At 47.7% G+C, this 17,023-nt stretch carries 16 protein-coding genes; 10 read left to right on the top strand and 6 right to left on the bottom strand.

The annotated features are described in order from the left end of the window. The first annotated feature begins 2 nt into the window (after positions 1 to 2). The 8 genes from ACJJIL_RS21945 to ACJJIL_RS21910 are packed head-to-tail and all read left to right on the top strand — an operon-like array spanning position 3 to position 8,176. On the top strand, positions 3 to 2,267 hold the full coding sequence (locus tag ACJJIL_RS21945; protein ID WP_445360766.1) for an MMPL family transporter: 2,265 nt from the start codon (positions 3 to 5) through the stop codon (positions 2,265 to 2,267). A gap of 3 nt (positions 2,268 to 2,270) precedes the next feature. Next, on the top strand, positions 2,271 to 3,500 hold the full coding sequence (locus ACJJIL_RS21940; RefSeq protein WP_445360765.1) for an NAD(P)/FAD-dependent oxidoreductase: 1,230 nt from the start codon (positions 2,271 to 2,273) through the stop codon (positions 3,498 to 3,500). Positions 3,501 to 3,535: 35 nt separating this feature from the next. Beyond that, positions 3,536 to 4,036, top strand: coding sequence for an ApeN family LolB-like membrane protein (locus tag ACJJIL_RS21935; protein ID WP_445360764.1), 501 nt, complete (start codon positions 3,536 to 3,538; stop codon positions 4,034 to 4,036). A gap of 2 nt (positions 4,037 to 4,038) precedes the next feature. Next, on the top strand, positions 4,039 to 5,199 hold the full coding sequence (locus tag ACJJIL_RS21930) for a beta-ketoacyl-ACP synthase (protein WP_445360763.1): 1,161 nt from the start codon (positions 4,039 to 4,041) through the stop codon (positions 5,197 to 5,199). A 5-nt stretch (positions 5,200 to 5,204) separates the two neighbouring features. Further along, positions 5,205 to 5,651, top strand: a complete 447-nt coding sequence (locus tag ACJJIL_RS21925; RefSeq protein ID WP_413663951.1) for a hotdog family protein — start codon at positions 5,205 to 5,207, stop codon at positions 5,649 to 5,651. Next, the gene (gene fabG, locus ACJJIL_RS21920) at positions 5,652 to 6,380 is read left to right on the top strand and encodes a 3-oxoacyl-ACP reductase FabG (protein WP_282930472.1); all 729 of its coding nucleotides are present in this window, start codon (positions 5,652 to 5,654) and stop codon (positions 6,378 to 6,380) included. Further along, the gene (locus ACJJIL_RS21915; protein ID WP_444918702.1) at positions 6,380 to 7,606 is read left to right on the top strand and encodes a beta-ketoacyl-ACP synthase; all 1,227 of its coding nucleotides are present in this window, start codon (positions 6,380 to 6,382) and stop codon (positions 7,604 to 7,606) included. Before fabG ends, ACJJIL_RS21915 begins: the two co-directional genes overlap by 1 nt. Before the next feature lie 36 nt (positions 7,607 to 7,642). Beyond that, the gene (locus tag ACJJIL_RS21910) at positions 7,643 to 8,176 is read left to right on the top strand and encodes an acyloxyacyl hydrolase (protein ID WP_445360762.1); all 534 of its coding nucleotides are present in this window, start codon (positions 7,643 to 7,645) and stop codon (positions 8,174 to 8,176) included. A 54-nt stretch (positions 8,177 to 8,230) separates the two neighbouring features. On the opposite strand, the gene ACJJIL_RS21905 is transcribed toward ACJJIL_RS21910, so the two are convergent. From ACJJIL_RS21905 to ACJJIL_RS21895, 3 genes are all read right to left on the bottom strand, one after another. After that, the gene (locus tag ACJJIL_RS21905) at positions 8,231 to 8,629 is read right to left on the bottom strand and encodes an ApeA family protein (RefSeq protein ID WP_282930469.1); all 399 of its coding nucleotides are present in this window, start codon (positions 8,627 to 8,629) and stop codon (positions 8,231 to 8,233) included. Positions 8,630 to 8,652: 23 nt separating this feature from the next. Further along, positions 8,653 to 9,144, bottom strand: a complete 492-nt coding sequence (locus tag ACJJIL_RS21900; RefSeq protein ID WP_413663955.1) for a hypothetical protein — start codon at positions 9,142 to 9,144, stop codon at positions 8,653 to 8,655. A gap of 274 nt (positions 9,145 to 9,418) precedes the next feature. Next, complete coding sequence (locus tag ACJJIL_RS21895; RefSeq protein ID WP_444940299.1) at positions 9,419 to 10,300, bottom strand: LysR family transcriptional regulator; 882 nt, start codon at positions 10,298 to 10,300, stop codon at positions 9,419 to 9,421. 124 nt (positions 10,301 to 10,424) lie between these two features. Between ACJJIL_RS21895 and ACJJIL_RS21890 the strand changes: the two genes are divergently transcribed. Continuing rightward, positions 10,425 to 11,201, top strand: a complete 777-nt coding sequence (locus tag ACJJIL_RS21890; protein ID WP_444918708.1) for a ferredoxin--NADP reductase — start codon at positions 10,425 to 10,427, stop codon at positions 11,199 to 11,201. 139 nt (positions 11,202 to 11,340) lie between these two features. Continuing rightward, positions 11,341 to 11,904 carry a lipocalin family protein gene (locus ACJJIL_RS21885; RefSeq protein ID WP_444906728.1) on the top strand — a complete coding sequence of 188 codons (564 nt, stop codon included), beginning with the start codon at positions 11,341 to 11,343 and terminating at the stop codon, positions 11,902 to 11,904. Here ACJJIL_RS21885 and ACJJIL_RS21880 read toward each other — a convergent pair. From ACJJIL_RS21880 to ACJJIL_RS21870, 3 genes are read right to left on the bottom strand one after another with little or no spacing between them, the layout of a single operon-like run. Continuing rightward, entirely contained in the window at positions 11,893 to 13,584 is a 1,692-nt protein-coding gene (locus tag ACJJIL_RS21880; RefSeq protein WP_445360761.1) for a hypothetical protein, read from the bottom strand. The two genes, ACJJIL_RS21885 and ACJJIL_RS21880, sit on opposite strands and share 12 nt — an antisense overlap. Continuing rightward, entirely contained in the window at positions 13,581 to 15,809 is a 2,229-nt protein-coding gene (locus tag ACJJIL_RS21875) for a hypothetical protein (protein WP_445360760.1), read from the bottom strand. The genes ACJJIL_RS21880 and ACJJIL_RS21875 overlap by 4 nt, the downstream gene beginning before the upstream one ends. Next, the gene (locus ACJJIL_RS21870) at positions 15,802 to 17,022 is read right to left on the bottom strand and encodes an N-terminal double-transmembrane domain-containing protein (RefSeq protein WP_445360759.1); all 1,221 of its coding nucleotides are present in this window, start codon (positions 17,020 to 17,022) and stop codon (positions 15,802 to 15,804) included. The genes ACJJIL_RS21875 and ACJJIL_RS21870 overlap by 8 nt, the downstream gene beginning before the upstream one ends. Position 17,023: the final 1 nt, after the last annotated feature.

The following is a 17,023-nucleotide window of genomic DNA, read 5'->3' as shown; positions in this document are numbered from 1 at the left end:
TCATGTCACGTCGAGTTGTTATTTGGCTTTCCTTTGTTAGTGTAATTATTGGGATAACTGTATTACGCTATCAATCCAGCTGGCTACAAACAGATATTTTGTTATTAGCTGATAATAACTCCGACTCGGTAAGTAGTGCTGACATCCAGAAAAAAGTCAGTCAGCAATTACAGGGAAGTCTAATTTGGGTTTTAGTTTCTGAAGGAAAAGAATCACATCGTCTGGCCAGGCATACCCAAGAGTTGGCGCAGAAACTAAAGGCCGCAGAATCTTTAGAGTCTGTTGAATATCGTTGGGCCGACTCTGAAAGCTATAAAGAGGAGTGGGAGCTGCTCTTTCCTCTGCGCCAACAGCTACTCAGCCCTGAAGATAGGGCGTTATTAGAGGCTAAGCCAGAGGAACTTATACAGCGTCAATTGAGTAAGTTATACGGGCCTGACGGCGCTGGAATTGATTTGGAGAAAGATACTTTCTCAACTTTTCGCAATTACTTTACCGCTGATATTGGAGTTACTCCACAAGTCTTTGATGGAATTCCGGTACATACAGAAGGACATAAAGTTTTTACCCTGCTTTATACGCTGGCCGCACCAGTTGATTTGACTGGAGAGAGCGATATATCACTTCTTTCTTTACAGTCTGAATTAAAGCAATGGGCTCAAAAAAATGGTTATTCGCTGCTGGTAGCTGGAGCCCCCCTGCATACAGAGTATGCTGCTGCTATGGCGCAGGATGAAATACGCCTGATTGGCTCCCTTTCGATCCTTGCTATTTGCTGTCTATGTATTGTTGTCTTTCGCTCATTAAAACCTCTACTAGCCTGTACATTCGCAATTCTATGTGGCGTGGCCAGTGGTATATCTGGTGTTATTATTATTTTGGGCCAAATTCATATACTGGCTTTTGTATTTGGTACAACGGTTTCTGGATTGGCGATTGACTACGCATTTCACTTTATTTGTAATAGATTGAGGCTGGGCAAGCCAAAAGATAAGGATATATTACCTGGGCTATTGCTGGGCTTGATATCAAGCTGCTTGGCATTTTTCTCTCTTGCATTAACACCTTTTCCACTTTTACAACAAATAGGGGTTTTTGTCGGCTGTGGTTTAATGGGGGCTTGGTTGACTGTAATCCTGCTATTCCCACGCTGGATTAATATTAAGCATAGGCCTTTATCGTTTTCCAGTCAGTTTCCTAAACTCAATATTAGGTACTACCTGTTTCCATTGGTTGGGCTGTTGATGTTTGGATCTGCGGCGCTTCAGAAAATTCAATTTAATGATGACCTAAAACTGTTTTACCAGCCTCCAGAATTTCTTACACAAGATGAAATAGAGCTAAATTCTCTGATTAAATCTCGGGCAGACTCCCGTTATTTTTTGGTTTTTGGTGAAGATGAACAACAAGTATTAACACGAGAATGGGAACTTAGAAATCAACTAGGCTATTTAGTAGAAAAGGAAATTATTAGTGGTTTTCAGGGGGTAACTAACCGGATACCTCCAAAAGAGGTTCAAGAAGCTGACTGGAAGTTATTGTCGAAGTTTTACAGTGGGGATGCTGTCAGGTCTTTTTATCAGCAATTGGGTTATTCTGAACAAGATATTAACCAGCAGTTAAGTTCTAAAATACAGCCATTCAATACCTTTAATTTCTCTGAATGGTTGCCAGTTGCAGGTCGGCAATATAAAGGACTATGGTTGGGTTGTGAAAATAATCACTGTTATTCTGTGGTACGTATTTATGGCTTAAAAGAAGATTTGTCATCTTTAGAGTTACTGCCTGGAGTAACCTATGTTGATACTACCAGAAGTATCTCTAATGTTATGTCACAACAGCGTGATCTGTTGCTGCAATTACTGCCATTAATATTCATTGTTGTATTTCTGGTAACTGCAACTAAAACAGGAATAAAGCAAGCCTTAAGTATAGTTGCACTTCCATCCAGCGCAGTACTAGGCACCCTGGCGATAGTGATTTTACAGGGATCAGCAATTAATTTATTTCATGTTGCGGCTTTATTACTTGTCTTTGGTATTGGTATAGATTACGCAATATTTAGCCATACAAGCAGAAAGGCAGAGCAGCATTATACCCTGCTGGCGATAGCTATGGCTGGGTTAACAACTTTTTTAGGGTTTGGTTTGTTAGCATTGTCTGGCACACCGGCGATAGCAAATTTTGGGTTAGTCCTGGCTGTGGGCACAGTATTAACTTTGTTGTTGGCATTTTTATTTTTTTGTACACGGGGTAAGGGATATTAGCCAATGAAAGAAATTAAGTCTGACGTTGTTATTATTGGTGCTGGTCCTGCCGGAGCTATCGCAGGTGCGTTATTGGCTAAAAAAGGTTGGCAAGTTTCGATAGTTGAGCGGGAAGAATTTCCTCGCTTTTCTATTGGTGAAAGCCTACTGGCTCAATGTATCGAGTATCTTGAAAAAGCAGATATGTTAGAAGCTGTGAAATCAGCGGGCTTTCAATATAAAAATGGTGCTGCTTTTGAGTGGGATGGTGCTCGTACATCATTTGATTTCCGGGAGAAGTTCTCCTCTGGGCATGGCACCACCTTCCAGGTACAGCGAGCTAAGTTTGATAAAATTCTGGCTGATGAAGCAGAGCGCCAGGGTGTTAAGGTCTATTATCGCCATTCTGTAGTGTCAGTTGATATTGCTGAGAATAACGCAAAGTTAATTGCCGAGAATGATGGCGAAAACCTGGTTTTCCAGGCGCGCTTTGTATTGGATGCCAGTGGCTTTGGCAGAGTTTTACCGCGATTACTTGATCTCGATCGTCCGTCAGAGTTTCCTGTTCGAGAATCCGTATTTACACATGTTGAAGACAATATTGATGATAGTCATTTTGATCGGGATAAAATCTTAATCACTGTGCATCCCAGTGAGCGAGATATTTGGTACTGGTTGATTCCCTTTGCAGATGGAAGAGCTTCTATTGGGGTTGTAGGTGAGAAAGAAAAGATTTCGACCTGGGGGCAGGATCCGGAACAGATATTGAAAGGGGCTATTGCCTCCGCCCCCGAGTTGGCAAAAACTCTGCGCAATGCCAAATTCGATACGGAAATACAACGTATTCGCGGATATTCCAGTGATGTGACCAAACTGGCCGGTCCTGGTTTTGCGCTTTTGGGGAATGCCGGAGAGTTTCTAGACCCGGTATTTTCATCCGGTGTTACCATTGCAATGAAATCCTCAGAGTTAGCAGTTGAGTGCCTGCATCGCCAGCTCTCAGGGGAAGCAGTTGATTGGGGTGAAGAGTTTGTTGAACCCCTGAAACATGGTGTGGAAGTTTTTAAAACCTATGTCAAAGCTTGGTATGACGGTCGTTTCCAGGATGTGATTTTTTATCAAACCGACCAAAAAGAAATAAAAGGCATGATTTGCTCAATCTTGGCTGGTTATGCATGGGATAAAAAAAATCCGTTTGTTGCCGCTGCTGAGCGTCGATTGAATACACTGGTAGAAATATGTTCCGCCAAGTAATACTGTTTTTGAGCTTTCTTACTCTGGTGGGATGTATGTCCACAGGGGGGAGGAAAGAATATCTGCAAAGTTGGCCTTTGGCCCCTCTATTGAGCGAGGGATCGCGCCAGCTCAATCAACATTTACGCATTGTCTATCAAGACGATGAGTATGAATTGATGGCGGCTACTTTCCACACTATGGAGAGTTTAAAGATATCTCTTCTCAGCCCTGAAGGGATAAGCCTGCTGGATGTTACATACGATGGTAATGAGGTCAGCACCCATTACCACATGAGTAGAGCAGAGAGAGTGCCACCAGAGAAATTGCTGGCAGATATCCAGTTTGTATACTGGCCAATTGCCCAGCTTCGTGAAGTATTGCCCGTAGGCTGGAATTTGGACGAGGCTATTGTCGAGGGAATTTACACGCGAAAACTCTCACGCAATGGTGAAGTGAATTCAGTGGCTCGCTATAGCAGTAAAGATATTTGGAAGGCCCAAATTGAGCTGGAGCACAAACTACTGGGTTATAGGTTAAGCATTAGGAATTTCTAAGTATGAAAAATTTCTATCTTAATCATATGGGGATCATCTGCACCCTGGGAAATACTGCTGAGGCAGTAGCTAATTCCTTGTTCGGTGATGAGAGTTCTCATATGCAGGTCGATGAAACCTATTTGCCACAATACAGAGGGAATCTGGGTATTGTGCAGGGGAAGCTGCCTGATTTACCGAGTTCGTTGCAAGATTACCACTGCCGCAATAACCAGCTGGCTATGGCTGTGCTGACTCAAATTGAAAGTGCAGTCGCTGAACTAATAGAAAAACATGGTGCGGGCCGAATTGGCGTTGTGATGGGGACCTCAACCTCGGGAATAGACTCAGGTGAGGCCTACTTAAGTGGTGAGAAAGAGACCGGATATAATTATCGGCTTCAACAGCAAATGGCTGGTTTGACTACCTTTGTTGCGAAGTACCTGGGAATCCAAGGTGTTCAGCTCACCGTCTCCACCGCTTGCTCGTCCAGTGCCAATGCTTTTGCCAGTGCCCGGCGCCTTATCTCAACCGGTACTTGTGATGCCGTTGTTGTTGGAGGTGTGGACTCCCTCTGTGGCATGACAGTCCGGGGGTTTCATAGCCTGGGGGCACTTAGTGCCGGCCAGACCAATCCTTTCAGCGTTAATCGGGATGGTATTAACCTCGGGGAAGCTGGAGCAATGTTTGTGCTGAGCAAAGAGCCTGGTCCTGTGGTTCTATCCGGTGTTGCTGCCACGTCTGATGCCCACCATATGTCGGCCCCAGACCCAGAAGGACGTGGTGCGGAAGCCTGTATGCGCGGGGCTCTGGAGAATGCCGGCTTGGATACCGCCGACATTGATTATCTGAATCTTCATGGTACGGGAACGCCACATAACGACTCTATGGAGGCTCTGGCCGTTGAAAGAGTGTTTGGAAGCCAGCTACCGTGTTCTTCCACAAAACCTCTAACCGGGCACACACTCGGTGCTGCAGGCGCTCTTGAAGCGGCTTTTTGTTGGCTTGCCTTACAATATGATCAATTTCCCCGCCATCAGTATGATGGCCACTATGATCCGGAGATAGTGCGACTGAACCTGTATCAAGGCCACGAGGCTCCTGGAAAATTGCGCTATGTAATGAGTAACTCTTTTGCCTTTGGTGGGAGTAATTGCTCGGTAATCTTGGGCAGTCAGAGGTAAAATAGATGCACAAATATACTGCTGAAGAACTGGTTCCACACAGTGGAAATATGTCACTTCTCGATGAAGTGATCTCTGTAGGCGAGGAGCAGCTACAGGCAAAGTTGCGAGTTCGTGATGATGGAATATTTTCCCGTAACGGTCGTGTTCCCGCTTACGTGGGCATTGAATATATGGCCCAATCCATCGCAGCTTTCTCCGGATATCATGCAAAAGAACAGGGTAAAGACGTTCGCCTGGGTTTTTTACTGGGTACTCGCAAGTTCCTGTCAAATATCGAGAGTTATCGCTGCGGTGAAGAATTAACAATTGATGTCCAGCGCATTCTCCAGGCTGAAAATGGCATGGCGACATTTGAGTGTGTGATAACCGGCTCATCTATCGAGCAGAGTGCGCGGCTTAATGTTTATCAGCCGGATAACGTAGAACAGTATTTGAAGGAAAGAAACTAAATGTCAGAGTGGGTTTTAGTTACTGGTTCCAGTCGTGGTATTGGCCGGGCGATTGCACTTCAGTTAGCTGAAGATGGCTACGATATTGTTTTACATTGCCGCAGCCGCCGTGATCAAGCAGAGGAAACAGCAGAAGAGATTGCTAAGTTAGGGCGAAAAAGCAGAATTTTGCAGTTTGATATTGCCGACCGGGAGCAAGCACGGGATGTCTTATTGGAAGATGTCGAGAGTAATGGCTGCTACTACGGCATTGTGTGCAATGCTGGTGTTACTGCCGACAATGCTTTCCCTGCGATGCCTGCTGAAGATTGGGATTCTGTTGTACACACCAATCTGGATGGTTTCTACAATGTTTTACACCCCTTAACCATGCCAATGGTCAGGCGCCGTGCGCCCGGCCGTATTGTCGTGATGACTTCTGTATCCGGCATTGCTGGAAATCGCGGCCAGGTAAATTACTCCGCATCCAAAGCGGGTTTGATCGGTGCGAGTAAGGCATTGGCGTTGGAGTTAGCCAAGCGAAAGATTACCGTGAATTGTGTTGCTCCGGGCCTCATTGACACCGATATGTTGGATGAAGACTTGCCCGTTGAAGAAATTTTAAAAATGGTGCCTGCCCGCAGAATGGGTAAACCAGAAGAAGTGGCGGCAACTGTAGCGTTCCTGATGCACGAACGTGCTGCTTACATCACCCGTCAAGTTATCTCAGTAAATGGTGGTCTCTGCTAATGAAACGCGTGGTTGTTACAGGAATGGCCGGAATATCCCCTATCGGCCAGGGTTGGGACTCGGTTAGTCAGGCTTTACAGAGCGGTCTTTCAGGCATTTCCTACATGGAAGACTGGGATAAGTATGAGGGGCTTGAAACCCGACTGGGCGCGCCGGTAAAGGACTTCGAAAAACCGGCCCACTACAACCGTAAACGTGTGCGCAGCATGGGGCGCGTTTCATTAATGGCGGTTCGCGCCAGTGAGATTGCGCTTGAGGATGCGGGATTGTTGGATGACCCCATTCTCAAAAGTGGTGCTGTCGGAGTCTCCTATGGCTCGTCAGCAGGCACTCCGTCAGCAGTGGCTGATTTCGGCAATATGTTGATAAATCACCGCACCGACGGCCTCAATGCGACCAGTTATATAAAAATGATGTCCCATACGGCGGCGGTCAATATCGGGGTATTTTTCGGCTTGTGTGGACGGGTTTATACCACAAGCTCCGCTTGTACCTCTGGAAGCCAGGGGATTGGGTATGCCTATGAGGCAATTCGCAATGGTAGCCAAACCATTATGGTGGCCGGTGGTGCAGAGGAGCTGTGTGCAACCGAGGCTGCGGTCTTTGACACCTTATATGCGACTTCAACAAAGAACGATACCCCTGAATTGTCTCCACGTCCCTTCGATCGCAACCGGGATGGATTAGTTATCGGCGAGGGCGCCGGTACACTTATCTTGGAAGAGTATGAACACGCGATTGCCCGTGGAGCCAGGATTTATGCAGAGGTCGCAGGATTTGGAACCAACTCTGATGGCAGCCACGTCACCCAACCTCAATCGGCAACTATGCAGGTGGCATTGCAGCAGGCAATAGCACAGGCTGGGGTAGAGACTAGCGAAATAGGTTATGTCAGTGCGCATGGCACAGCTACAGATCGAGGTGATATTGCAGAAAGCCACGCAACCCGCAATGCATTTGGGCGTGCAGTACCAATAAGCTCACTTAAGAGCTATACCGGTCATACGCTGGGTGCCTGTGGCGCATTGGAGGCTTGGGCAAGCATTCAGATGATGCGTAACGGTTGGTTCCATCCCACGATTAATTTGGCAGAGGTTGATTCTGACTGTGCGGAATTGGATTATATCCAAGGCAGTGGAAAGCACATCGATACTGAGTATGTGATGAGTAATAATTTTGCCTTTGGCGGAATCAATACTTCTTTAATATTTAAAAGACGTATTTAATTTTCCTCTCAGAGAGCTTTAACCTAGGGATAGCATATGAAGTGGGTACTGGCTGTAGTTTCGACAATTCTTTTAGCTCAGCCAGTTACTGCTGATGAACTCTTAGTGAGTTTTGGCGGTGGCCCGCAACCTGATTCAAGTCAGAATAATAAAACCTACGGGATAGATTATTCTTTTAAAACATTTGAAAAGAGTTACCGTCAACATATTGATATAGGTGTTAGCTATACTGAGCTAACTACTGATGCCGATGAAAATAAACGTATAAGAGCGTTTTCCATCTATCCTCAATTAAATCTATATCCCAGGCAAAGAAGTTGGGGGCAACCTTATTTCTTTGTTAGAGCGTTGGGTCCTAGCTATATTTCCAGCAACCAATTGGGAAACCGTCGTCAGGATAATAACTTTTCTTTCCAGGCGCAGGTTGGATATGCTGCGCGAATTAACTGGAGAGGGAAAGAAGATCTGGTGCTAATGGTTTCCTGGAAACACTTCTCCAACGCCAACCTGTTCAGTGATAATGATGGAATAGATATTCCGTTTGTTATTAATTTGGGCATGAAAATCTGATTTCCAGTTAAGATAGTTCCCCAATAGTCACAGCTACTGGGGATATAAAAGCTATCAAATGGACAGTTCTTTTATAATTGCGTCATTCAAATTTCTAACCCAGCGATTGTAGTTTCTGTGAATGGTGTAATATTTTTCACTATAGTCAAGCATATCGCTATCTTTATAGGTGATACTATAACTATTAAGGTTATATATAATATCTGCTTCAGCATGATGCTTGCGAACGTTAATGGTGGCTAATATTTTCCCAGGAGCAACTTGTTGACAAGTCCAGTTTCTCGCGATACACCCTGCAATAATTGATGTTTTAATTGAATCTTGAGTTTGAGCTGACCCGTCAAGACGATCGGGAATTAGTCTACTTTCAATATTCATAACCGGATTACTTGTACAGCCAGATACTATTAATGCAAAGGCTGCAATAGATATAGATTTAATAATATAATTCATGAAATTTCCTTATTGGGGTGAAGCTAAATTTTATGGTTTCTAGAGATCCACTTGGCTACGTCATTACCAAGGGTGTGAACACAACGTTCGAGAACACTGCAGGAGCTTTTGAATTTATAAAATAAACCTCCACTTGAATTTCTGGTGGTCTTGAGAGTATCTATCAAGTCGCCGTTTTTGTAGAGTTCAGCCTCAATTGAGACTGATTTTTGATGGCTACCTGAAATATATCTTCCGCTATATGCATTGAGAATTGTTAATTTAAGACTGTATCCCTCTGATTGAATATCCAACTCTGGGTCTAGTGAACTGGCAAATCCATGCTTACCAAGAAATTTCTTGGTTGAGCTTGAAAATTGATAACCAAGGTTATTACACTCTTTAACTATATTGGATGCAATTAATTCTTCGTCGTGATATTCGGCTTTTTCATTGATGGAAATCAGGCCATTTCCGTAAGCGGATAGTGAGAGGCTGAAAACAGCACAAAACAATAAGATTCCTTTAATCTTCATATAATCTCTTTGTAAGTAAGGAGCAGACCACTTAAATAATCATAGATAAAACTATAAGTTGGGGAGGTCGTCTTAGGTTGCGTAATTTACCAAAATAAGTAGATAGGTAGTAGATCTTGGATTGATGGTAGAGGTGGATAAGAATTCATCATACGCAAAATGCAGGGTTAGCCCATACGGCTTAAAGACTGAAATGATGTAACTTTACTGATTTTAAGCAAACTAGATAACTCTATGATTTAAATACAAATTTTCTCAAATAATTAATCTTTTTTTATCCTGCTGAGTCACATAATTCCATCCATCGTTTAATTCCGGCGCTTCTGTATTTTTGTCGATGCAGGACAAAATAGAACTCTCGATGAAAGTCTCTATGTGGTACGGGTAGCTCAATAAGCGATCCGCGCTTTAAAGCATCAGTTAATGAAACACGGGAAAGGCAACTGATTCCCAGCCCCGCTTCTACGGCTCGCTTGATCGCTTCTGTATGTTGTAATTCCAATAGGATATGTAGTTGTGGCAATAGCCCTGCCATGGCTCTCTCAAAAGTCTGTCGCGTTCCAGAGCCCGATTCCCGGGTGATCCAGGTTGCACTGATCAGGTCTTTATCGGCGAGGCGCTTGCGGCTTGCCAGAGGGTGGTTGGGTGCACAGAAAACAACCAGCTCATCATGGCGCCAGGGAATGATTTCCAAATCCGGGTGATTGATCTCTCCTTCAATTAATCCCAGGTCCAATTCAAAATTGAGCACCCTCTCGGCAATCGCTGCGGTATTGGCAACTTCCAGTTGTACTTGAGTACCGGGCTGCTCTTCCATATAACGAGCCATCACGCTGGCTGTCAGGTAGTTGCCAATAGTTAGGGTGGCTCCGATCTTCAGGCTTCCCAGTTCCCGGTGAGTGGCCAGTGTCTGCTCAAGTTCCTGGGCTCGCTCCAGGAGTTCTTCCGCCCTTGGCCACAATTGCCGTCCCAGTTCATTGAGACGCAATCGCTTACCGGTGCGCTCGAACAGGCGCAACTCAAACTGCTGTTCAAACTCTTTCAGCGCTGTGGAGGCTGCGGACTGGGACATACTCAGGCTCTCCGCAGCACGACTGACATTCTCGTGATGAGCACAGGCAAGGAATACCTCTAACTGGCGGAGAGTGTAGCGCAAAGGGAAATCTCCAGTTGATCGTTAAAATAGATAAGGAATATCGAAATATCCCACTTTGCCAATAGATCTTCTAGGGCTAAAATTCAACTATCAAGAGACTCGTGGAATAACCGGTTTTAAGTTTATGTCCAAATTGAATATAGAGAAGGTGTTGGAAGTCCATCACTGGAACGACACACTGTTTAGCTTCAAGACCACCCGGGATTCGGGTTTTCGCTTTGAGAACGGACATTTCACGATGATCGGTTTGCAGCAGGACAATGGCCGTCCACTGCTGCGCGCCTACTCTATTGCCAGTGCCAACTACGAAGACGAGTTGGAGTTCTTCAGTATCAAGGTTCCCGATGGCCCCCTGACCTCCCGCCTGCAGAAGATTGTGCCGGGCGATGAGATCTACGTGAGCCAAAAACCCACCGGCACTCTGGTGGCGGACCACCTGCTGCCGGGCAAACGCCTGTGGTTGCTGTCCACGGGTACTGGCTTGGCACCTTTCATGAGCATCATCAAAGATCCCACGGTCTACGAGCGTTTTGACCAGGTAATCCTTACTCACGGTGTTCGCTATGTTTCTGAGCTGGCTTACCAGGAGCAGATCGAGAACGAATTGCCGGAACACGAGTACTTTGGCGAGATGGTACGCGAGCAACTGCTTTACTACCCAACCGTGACCCGTGAGCCCTATCGGAATACTGGCCGCCTGACTGATCTCATGCTGTCCGGAAAGCTTTTCACCGATCTGGGTGTGCCCAAGCCGAATGTTGAGGAAGATCGCTTTATGCTGTGCGGCAGCCCGGCAATGCTGAAGGATCTCACCAATATCCTCGATGACTGGGGATTCAAGGAGACCCGCGCAGGTGTACCTCACGAGTATGTGATTGAGCGCGCTTTCGTCGAAAAATAAGTTGGTCAGTCCAGCGATAAAAAAACCACCCTCGCGGTGGTTTTTTTATGGGTGAAATACAGATTCCCGAAACTATCCTGATCTTGTGAAACCCCTGCCTTCTATTCTGACTTGAGGGGAGCTTGCTGGGAGTGGCTAGATGAAGCTGTTTTCACTGGGTGTATTACTGATTTCCTTTTTCTGGCTGGGTGCCTGTACCCGGGTGCCGGAGGGGGTTGAGCCTGTCCAAAACTTCCAGCTACAGCGATATTTAGGTCACTGGTATGAGATTGCTCGATTGGATCACTCATTCGAGCGCGGCCTGACCCAGGTAACTGCCGACTACAGTCTCAACCATGATGGTTCTGTCGCGGTGATCAATACCGGCTATTCAAAAGCGCGTGATGCCTGGCAAATGGCGGAGGGGAGGGCCGAGTTTGTCGGCCCGAAAAATGTGGGCCATTTGAAAGTCTCTTTTCTTGGCCCCTTTTACTCATCCTATATCGTGATTGCTCTATCGGATGACTACCAATACGCGATGGTATCTGGCTACGATAAATCCTATCTGTGGATATTGTCCCGCACCCCAACCATGCCCAAGGATGTGTTGGAGCAGTTTTTACAGAAGGCCAAAGCTTTGGGGTATCCCGTCGACCAGATGATATTTCCCAAGCAAGAGGCTAAGCCCGGAAATAAGCCCTCGGTGCAGCCCTCAGGGTCGTGATCTGTTCAAAAGCCTGCGTTCCCGCCACCAGCTTATACACACTAGTAACAGCAATATAAGGGCCGGCCATTGGCGCCCCAACAAAACCCTGTTTGCGTGATTATTTGCTTCTGGCCCCAAACGTGCGGCAGCCATTAGTTGGGTTTCCCTGGCATTCAGGGACTGCTGCCATAGAGGCCAGTCCTCTTTGGCAAAGATATAGAAGTCTAGTACCGACTCCCCTTTCAATTCAGTCCAAAGCTGGTGCCAACCTGAATTTTGGGGCCAGAAGCTGTAGCACTGACCCTGGGAACTTCTGCTTGCGGCGATTCCTTTGGTAGAGCGGGAGCTATCTTGAAACTCTGATAAGAATGGACTCTGATCAGAAAAAAGTGGGCTGCATAGGGTGATGCGTTCCTGTGTACGCGGTAACTCATTGGAGAGGATTACTGGCTGCTGACTACCCAAATGCTTGAGTTGGTAATCAATAATGGACTTCCACAGGCTGGCGAATTCAGTAGTAAAGCCACTGGTTAACCAGCGATGGCTGTCACTAAATAGGATAAACCCCAGGTGTTGTGTCTCAGTCGAACGCCCCCAGAAAAGTGGGGGCTCTCCATTGCCCAGTAAAAAGTCGTAGGAGCCGGGCTGTGTGACTTTGAAGCCAAGATTACGCAGTGGGGGAATCTCCGGATTGTCCGCTTTTTGGTAGCCAAAGCCGGAATGTAAGTGGGTGGCTTCTTCCTTTTGTAGAGGCATGGATTGGGCAGCAGCGTATTGGAGAAACTCTTCAGAGCTATCGTCACTGACTAACCATAACAGTGACTTTGTAGTGGCCAGTTCGTTGAGCTGACGCTTTTGCAGAGCGGAAAATTGTGGCCACAAACTGCTGTCGAGTATCACTAAATCGAAGGGACTTTCATTCGTGAATAAATCCGCAGACTCGGTAAGTGGAAGGCCGTTGAGAGTTTCTTTTCTTATGATTTCAGGTGCCAACTGGGTCATCACTTGTGCTGTTACACCGGATTGGCGCAGCCAGCGAGAGAGGGCGGCCGTCTCAAAAGAGGGGCGTGCCAGCCACAGTAACAATTTGGGTTGGAGCGGTTCACGCACCAGGATGGGTAAAGGATCTGTATGGGTTTCGCCGGCTTCGCTTTCCGTCCGTACTCGGTATAGCTGGGGGCCTGCGAGTTTTGGAGTGGCAGTGAGTTGTGCCTGAATTGCTTCTCCCACTTTCAGCTCAAGACTGTCTTCAATATGGCCGTAGGGATTGAGCAAACTAATTTTTACGTTTTCAGTCAGTGACTGGTTGTTGTGAATCTTTAACTTTAAAGGATCACCCAGGGTAATTCGCCGCTGCCAGTCCAATTCCCAGCGGCCATCAGATTCCTGGATCTTCGATAACTCCAGGCGCACTGGTGCCAGGTCCCGAAGTTTGTCGCGGCCGAGTGGCTCCCCATTGAGGGAGATATTTTCCACACCATTGAGATTTATTGGATGTGAGCTCGCCAGCTGTTTGCTGTCGATAGAGATATTGCGCTCGGCGGGAAAGATTGCCGGCGGCTGCCAAAGTATCCAGGCGCTCAACCAAATCGCCAGTTGCAGGCCATAGTCGAACGGCTTGGCACCTCGGCGTCGCAATAGTACGAGTGATGCTAAGCAGGCCAACAGGAACAGGCCGGGTATCAAGAAATCAATCACAATGATTTCTCCCCTTGCTGGTGTAGCCAACGGCTGAAATGGCCGTCGGCCTCAGTTTGCAAAGGCAGTGAAGGCGCAGATTCCGGTGCTGGCAGTAGCTGATAGAGCAGCTGATTCAGGGAGTTTGTGCAATCAATGCAATTCGGTTGCTGGTGGCGCTGCTGGTATAAACGCAGCTGTTTGGACAGTTCCAGGCCGAGATCTAATGATTGCTCTGTGGCTAGCTCACTTATCTGCACCAGCAAATCAGTATCGAGTTCGGCGCCAGCATCTACCTGGGCCATTAGGGCGAGCACCTGTGCTCTTTGTATTTGTTCAAATGCACTGTCGAGGGTTTCTGGCGCTACGTCTTCCCGTTCACCGCTAAGCCGGCGGCTTTCGTCTATGGGGGGCGCCTCGAAGCCGACTCTCTGTAAGTAAATACGCGAAGCCTGCTGTACTTCTTTGATAAAGCGCAGAGCCCGGTGCTGATGGGACAGGGAGGCTTGGGGCTCTATAACCGACAGGTCGCGCCAGGAACTCCACATGGCATTCAGCGCGTTGCGCAGTAGCTCCTTGGTTTGGGGGTCGAACAGGGTGGCATGCTCTGAGCTGTCATGCCGGTGTCCGGCAGAAGCAGCTATGCGCTCTGCCTGTTGGAAATGGGAGTCTCGCTGTGCAAAGGGAGTGGCATTTTCTTCGCCATGTGACTGGTGCTCACCTTGTTCTGTATGCTCGTGGCTGTGGCCGTGTTCGGACTCCTCTTTATCATCGTGCTTCTCGCTCTCTGCTCCAGAATGCTCCGCTTCCGAATCCTCTTCGCCGAGAAAGCGGCCGTAGCGCATGCGCAGCAAATTCTGTTCATAGGCTAAACCCTCGGAGCGTTTGCGAAACTCCTGCGGATGCAGCTGCTTTTGCTCGGCTAGCAGGGCCTCGGTGTCAATAATCAGCTGGCGTTGGCTGCGGAAGTACTCCGGTAATATCTTAATCGCCATACCCTCGCTGTCACTCAGCCCGAAAATCTCTTCTTGCGGCCAGCGCAAGATAAAGTGTTGGCTCTTGGCAACGTTGGCACTGGGCTCGCGGTTATCCCTGGCCTCCAGATACCAGTAGAGTTCATCTCCCGCTTCCATGGAAAACTGATTGATGGGTAGGGTGAAATCGTAGCGAGCTGCTTTCTTATCTTCCGAGAGGCTTGTTGATAAAGCAGTGGATTGCAAACTGGTGAGTGGAATACGCTCTTCGCGAAAGCGTAAATTTTCCCCGGTGCCGCTGGCGAGGGTGACCAATAAATCTGCAGAACTCACCTGGTAATCATCACTAATTATTACTTTCACGGGAATACCTTGGGTGCTCCCTTGAATGGTATCGACGCGCAGACTGGGTGCCTCAAAGGTAAACTCCGGGGCACTGTCTTTATGCACCCGAATATTATGGATTTCCGGCAAAAGTATTTGGCTCTCCGCGAATTGCACTGAAAGCTGGTAAAAGTCTGCCTTAGCGATAGTGCGTTGTAATTGCCATTTTTTACTGGGTAGATCACCTAGCGGAGAAAAGGTGAAGCGCTCAGCTTCGGCCAACATTTCCAGCCCTTGCACCGGTTGATTCAATTCAAGTTGCCACTCGACTGCAGACTGCTCCAGCACATCGACTTGTAAGGATTGGCTGTCGGCTGCGAGCCCAGTGTAGGCGGGCGGCTGGATATGGGTTGCCGCGCGCGTTATGGCAAGTTTTTCGGCAACGGGAATAGCTGTATTTTGTTGCGTGGTCTCAGCTTTATCTCCAATCAAGTGAGAATCGCTCAGTACAAATAACAATAGTCCCAGGCAGGCACCGAAGGCATTTGTCAGGGTACTGCGGAGTTTTTTTGGACCGAAAAACGACCGGTCGCCACTTTCCAGCAGTTGTTGCAGCTCTGTTTCGATACGCGTGCGCTGTAATTGCTGCAATGGACTTAGGTTGGTTTTCTGTTGGCTAAGCAACTGGCTGCTGTCTTGCAGCTGTGGATATTGTCCATCCAACTGTCGACATAGGCTTTCAGGGCTTGGGCGCCAGCTGCGATCCAATAGAATTGCTACAACAATAATTCCGAGCCAGGCGAGCAATAGCCACTGTGGCCAGCCGAATACAAAAATGCCCAAGCCAGCCAGAAGGCTGAGGCCAGTGGCAAGCCAGAGATAGGGCCGCAGGGCTGTCAGTTGCCAGTGCCTGCGCACAGCGTTAAGGGTGGACTCACGCTTATCCATGGTCGGCCTCCCCGTTACTATCGGTTGCCATGATGGCTGGAGGTCGCGATAGGACAATTAGGCGTTCAAAAGCCAGAAGTAACAGTAGGGCGGCTATTAACCAGGGTTGCAGTTGTTCAATACGGCGGTTTTCTACCTCGCTGTCTTCTACAGGAAGGCCTGCCCCAGCTATGTCTGCCACTACTTTATTGGCAGACCAGTGGCCACGATTTTGGTGTTGCAGAGCCCAGTCTTGCCCAGACCAGTGCAGCCATAAACGTTCAGGTAAATCTGCGCGGCGATAAAAGGCCTCGCTGTACCAGTCACTTTCGTAGCGCAGCCAACTTCCCCGTCCCATTGAGGCCGCTTGAGCTGACTGGCTGTTATCCACAGCAACGAAGTTGAGATTATCGGCAGGGGGGATACTGTTGTCGGTGATTAACAGGCCGCCATCTGAAACAAATTCCAGCACGGCTTGTGGCAGGGGCGCGGGGCCCGTGTAGATCAACCAATCTGCCTGCTCGGCATCGGGTGTCTCTTCTTGTTCCTGAATATGCACCGATAGTCCCGGCATATTGCCTTGCCAGTCTTCCAGCACAGGCGCCCACCAGCTGGGCGGTTTGCCCATTAAAGCGATACCTGGTAATACCGGGCTCGTAGCTGTGGATGTTTTGTCGAGGCCGTGCCACTGCCAGTGGGGACTGACTCTTAGTGCCTGGTGGGATGCTGGAACCCCGTTGTTTATCAACAGGATATGAGCCCTGCGCAAATCCGCCCGGCGTGATAGTGCTGATAGAGTTTTCCACAGGTCCACATTTTGTGGTGGGGGTGAGGTTACGGAAGGCGTTTCTGGGGATAACCACAGTACTTTATTACCTTCCCCCACAAGCTGCGGCAGTGAATTGTGGATAAATGTATTCGCTTCCCCTGATTCAACTCTGGGGTCTACCAGTATCACGCCCTCTTGGGGATAAATTTCCCGTTTAATCAGCGGCTTTGCCAATAAACCTGCCAGCAGGGCGACGATTAGCAGGCGCAATAGCAGCAACCACTTGTTATCCACAATAGGGCGGCGCGCGCGACTCTGTGAATATCTTTGTACCCATTGCAGCGCAGCAAAGGAGACCTGTTGTGGATTACTTCGGCGCAGCAAATGAATGGCGACAGGGATAATCAGGGCTGTGAATAGCCATAGCCACTGTGGGGATTGAAATAAGTTATTTATCCACAACATC

The organism is Microbulbifer maximicatervae (SeqCode) (assembly GCF_052468095.1).
The sequence above is the reverse complement of the archived record's forward strand: the minus strand, read 5'-3'. Positions and strand labels throughout refer to the sequence as shown.

Excerpts from the sequence above, each read along its gene's own strand:
- ACJJIL_RS21905 (WP_282930469.1), bottom strand. The coding sequence starts at position 8,629 with ATGAATTATATTATTAAATCTATATCTATTGCAGCCTTTGCATTAATA.
- ACJJIL_RS21915 (WP_444918702.1), top strand. The coding sequence starts at position 6,380 with ATGAAACGCGTGGTTGTTACAGGAATGGCCGGAATATCCCCTATCGGC.
- ACJJIL_RS21930 (WP_445360763.1), top strand. The coding sequence starts at position 4,039 with ATGAAAAATTTCTATCTTAATCATATGGGGATCATCTGCACCCTGGGA.
- ACJJIL_RS21910 (WP_445360762.1), top strand. The coding sequence starts at position 7,643 with ATGAAGTGGGTACTGGCTGTAGTTTCGACAATTCTTTTAGCTCAGCCA.
- ACJJIL_RS21900 (WP_413663955.1), bottom strand. The coding sequence starts at position 9,144 with ATGAAGATTAAAGGAATCTTATTGTTTTGTGCTGTTTTCAGCCTCTCA.
- ACJJIL_RS21925 (WP_413663951.1), top strand. The coding sequence starts at position 5,205 with ATGCACAAATATACTGCTGAAGAACTGGTTCCACACAGTGGAAATATG.
- ACJJIL_RS21940 (WP_445360765.1), top strand. The coding sequence starts at position 2,271 with ATGAAAGAAATTAAGTCTGACGTTGTTATTATTGGTGCTGGTCCTGCC.
- ACJJIL_RS21935 (WP_445360764.1), top strand. The coding sequence starts at position 3,536 with ATGTCCACAGGGGGGAGGAAAGAATATCTGCAAAGTTGGCCTTTGGCC.
- ACJJIL_RS21885 (WP_444906728.1), top strand. The coding sequence starts at position 11,341 with ATGAAGCTGTTTTCACTGGGTGTATTACTGATTTCCTTTTTCTGGCTG.
- ACJJIL_RS21945 (WP_445360766.1), top strand. The coding sequence starts at position 3 with ATGTCACGTCGAGTTGTTATTTGGCTTTCCTTTGTTAGTGTAATTATT.
- ACJJIL_RS21870 (WP_445360759.1), bottom strand. The coding sequence starts at position 17,022 with ATGTTGTGGATAAATAACTTATTTCAATCCCCACAGTGGCTATGGCTA.
- fabG (WP_282930472.1), top strand. The coding sequence starts at position 5,652 with ATGTCAGAGTGGGTTTTAGTTACTGGTTCCAGTCGTGGTATTGGCCGG.
- ACJJIL_RS21875 (WP_445360760.1), bottom strand. The coding sequence starts at position 15,809 with ATGGATAAGCGTGAGTCCACCCTTAACGCTGTGCGCAGGCACTGGCAA.
- ACJJIL_RS21890 (WP_444918708.1), top strand. The coding sequence starts at position 10,425 with ATGTCCAAATTGAATATAGAGAAGGTGTTGGAAGTCCATCACTGGAAC.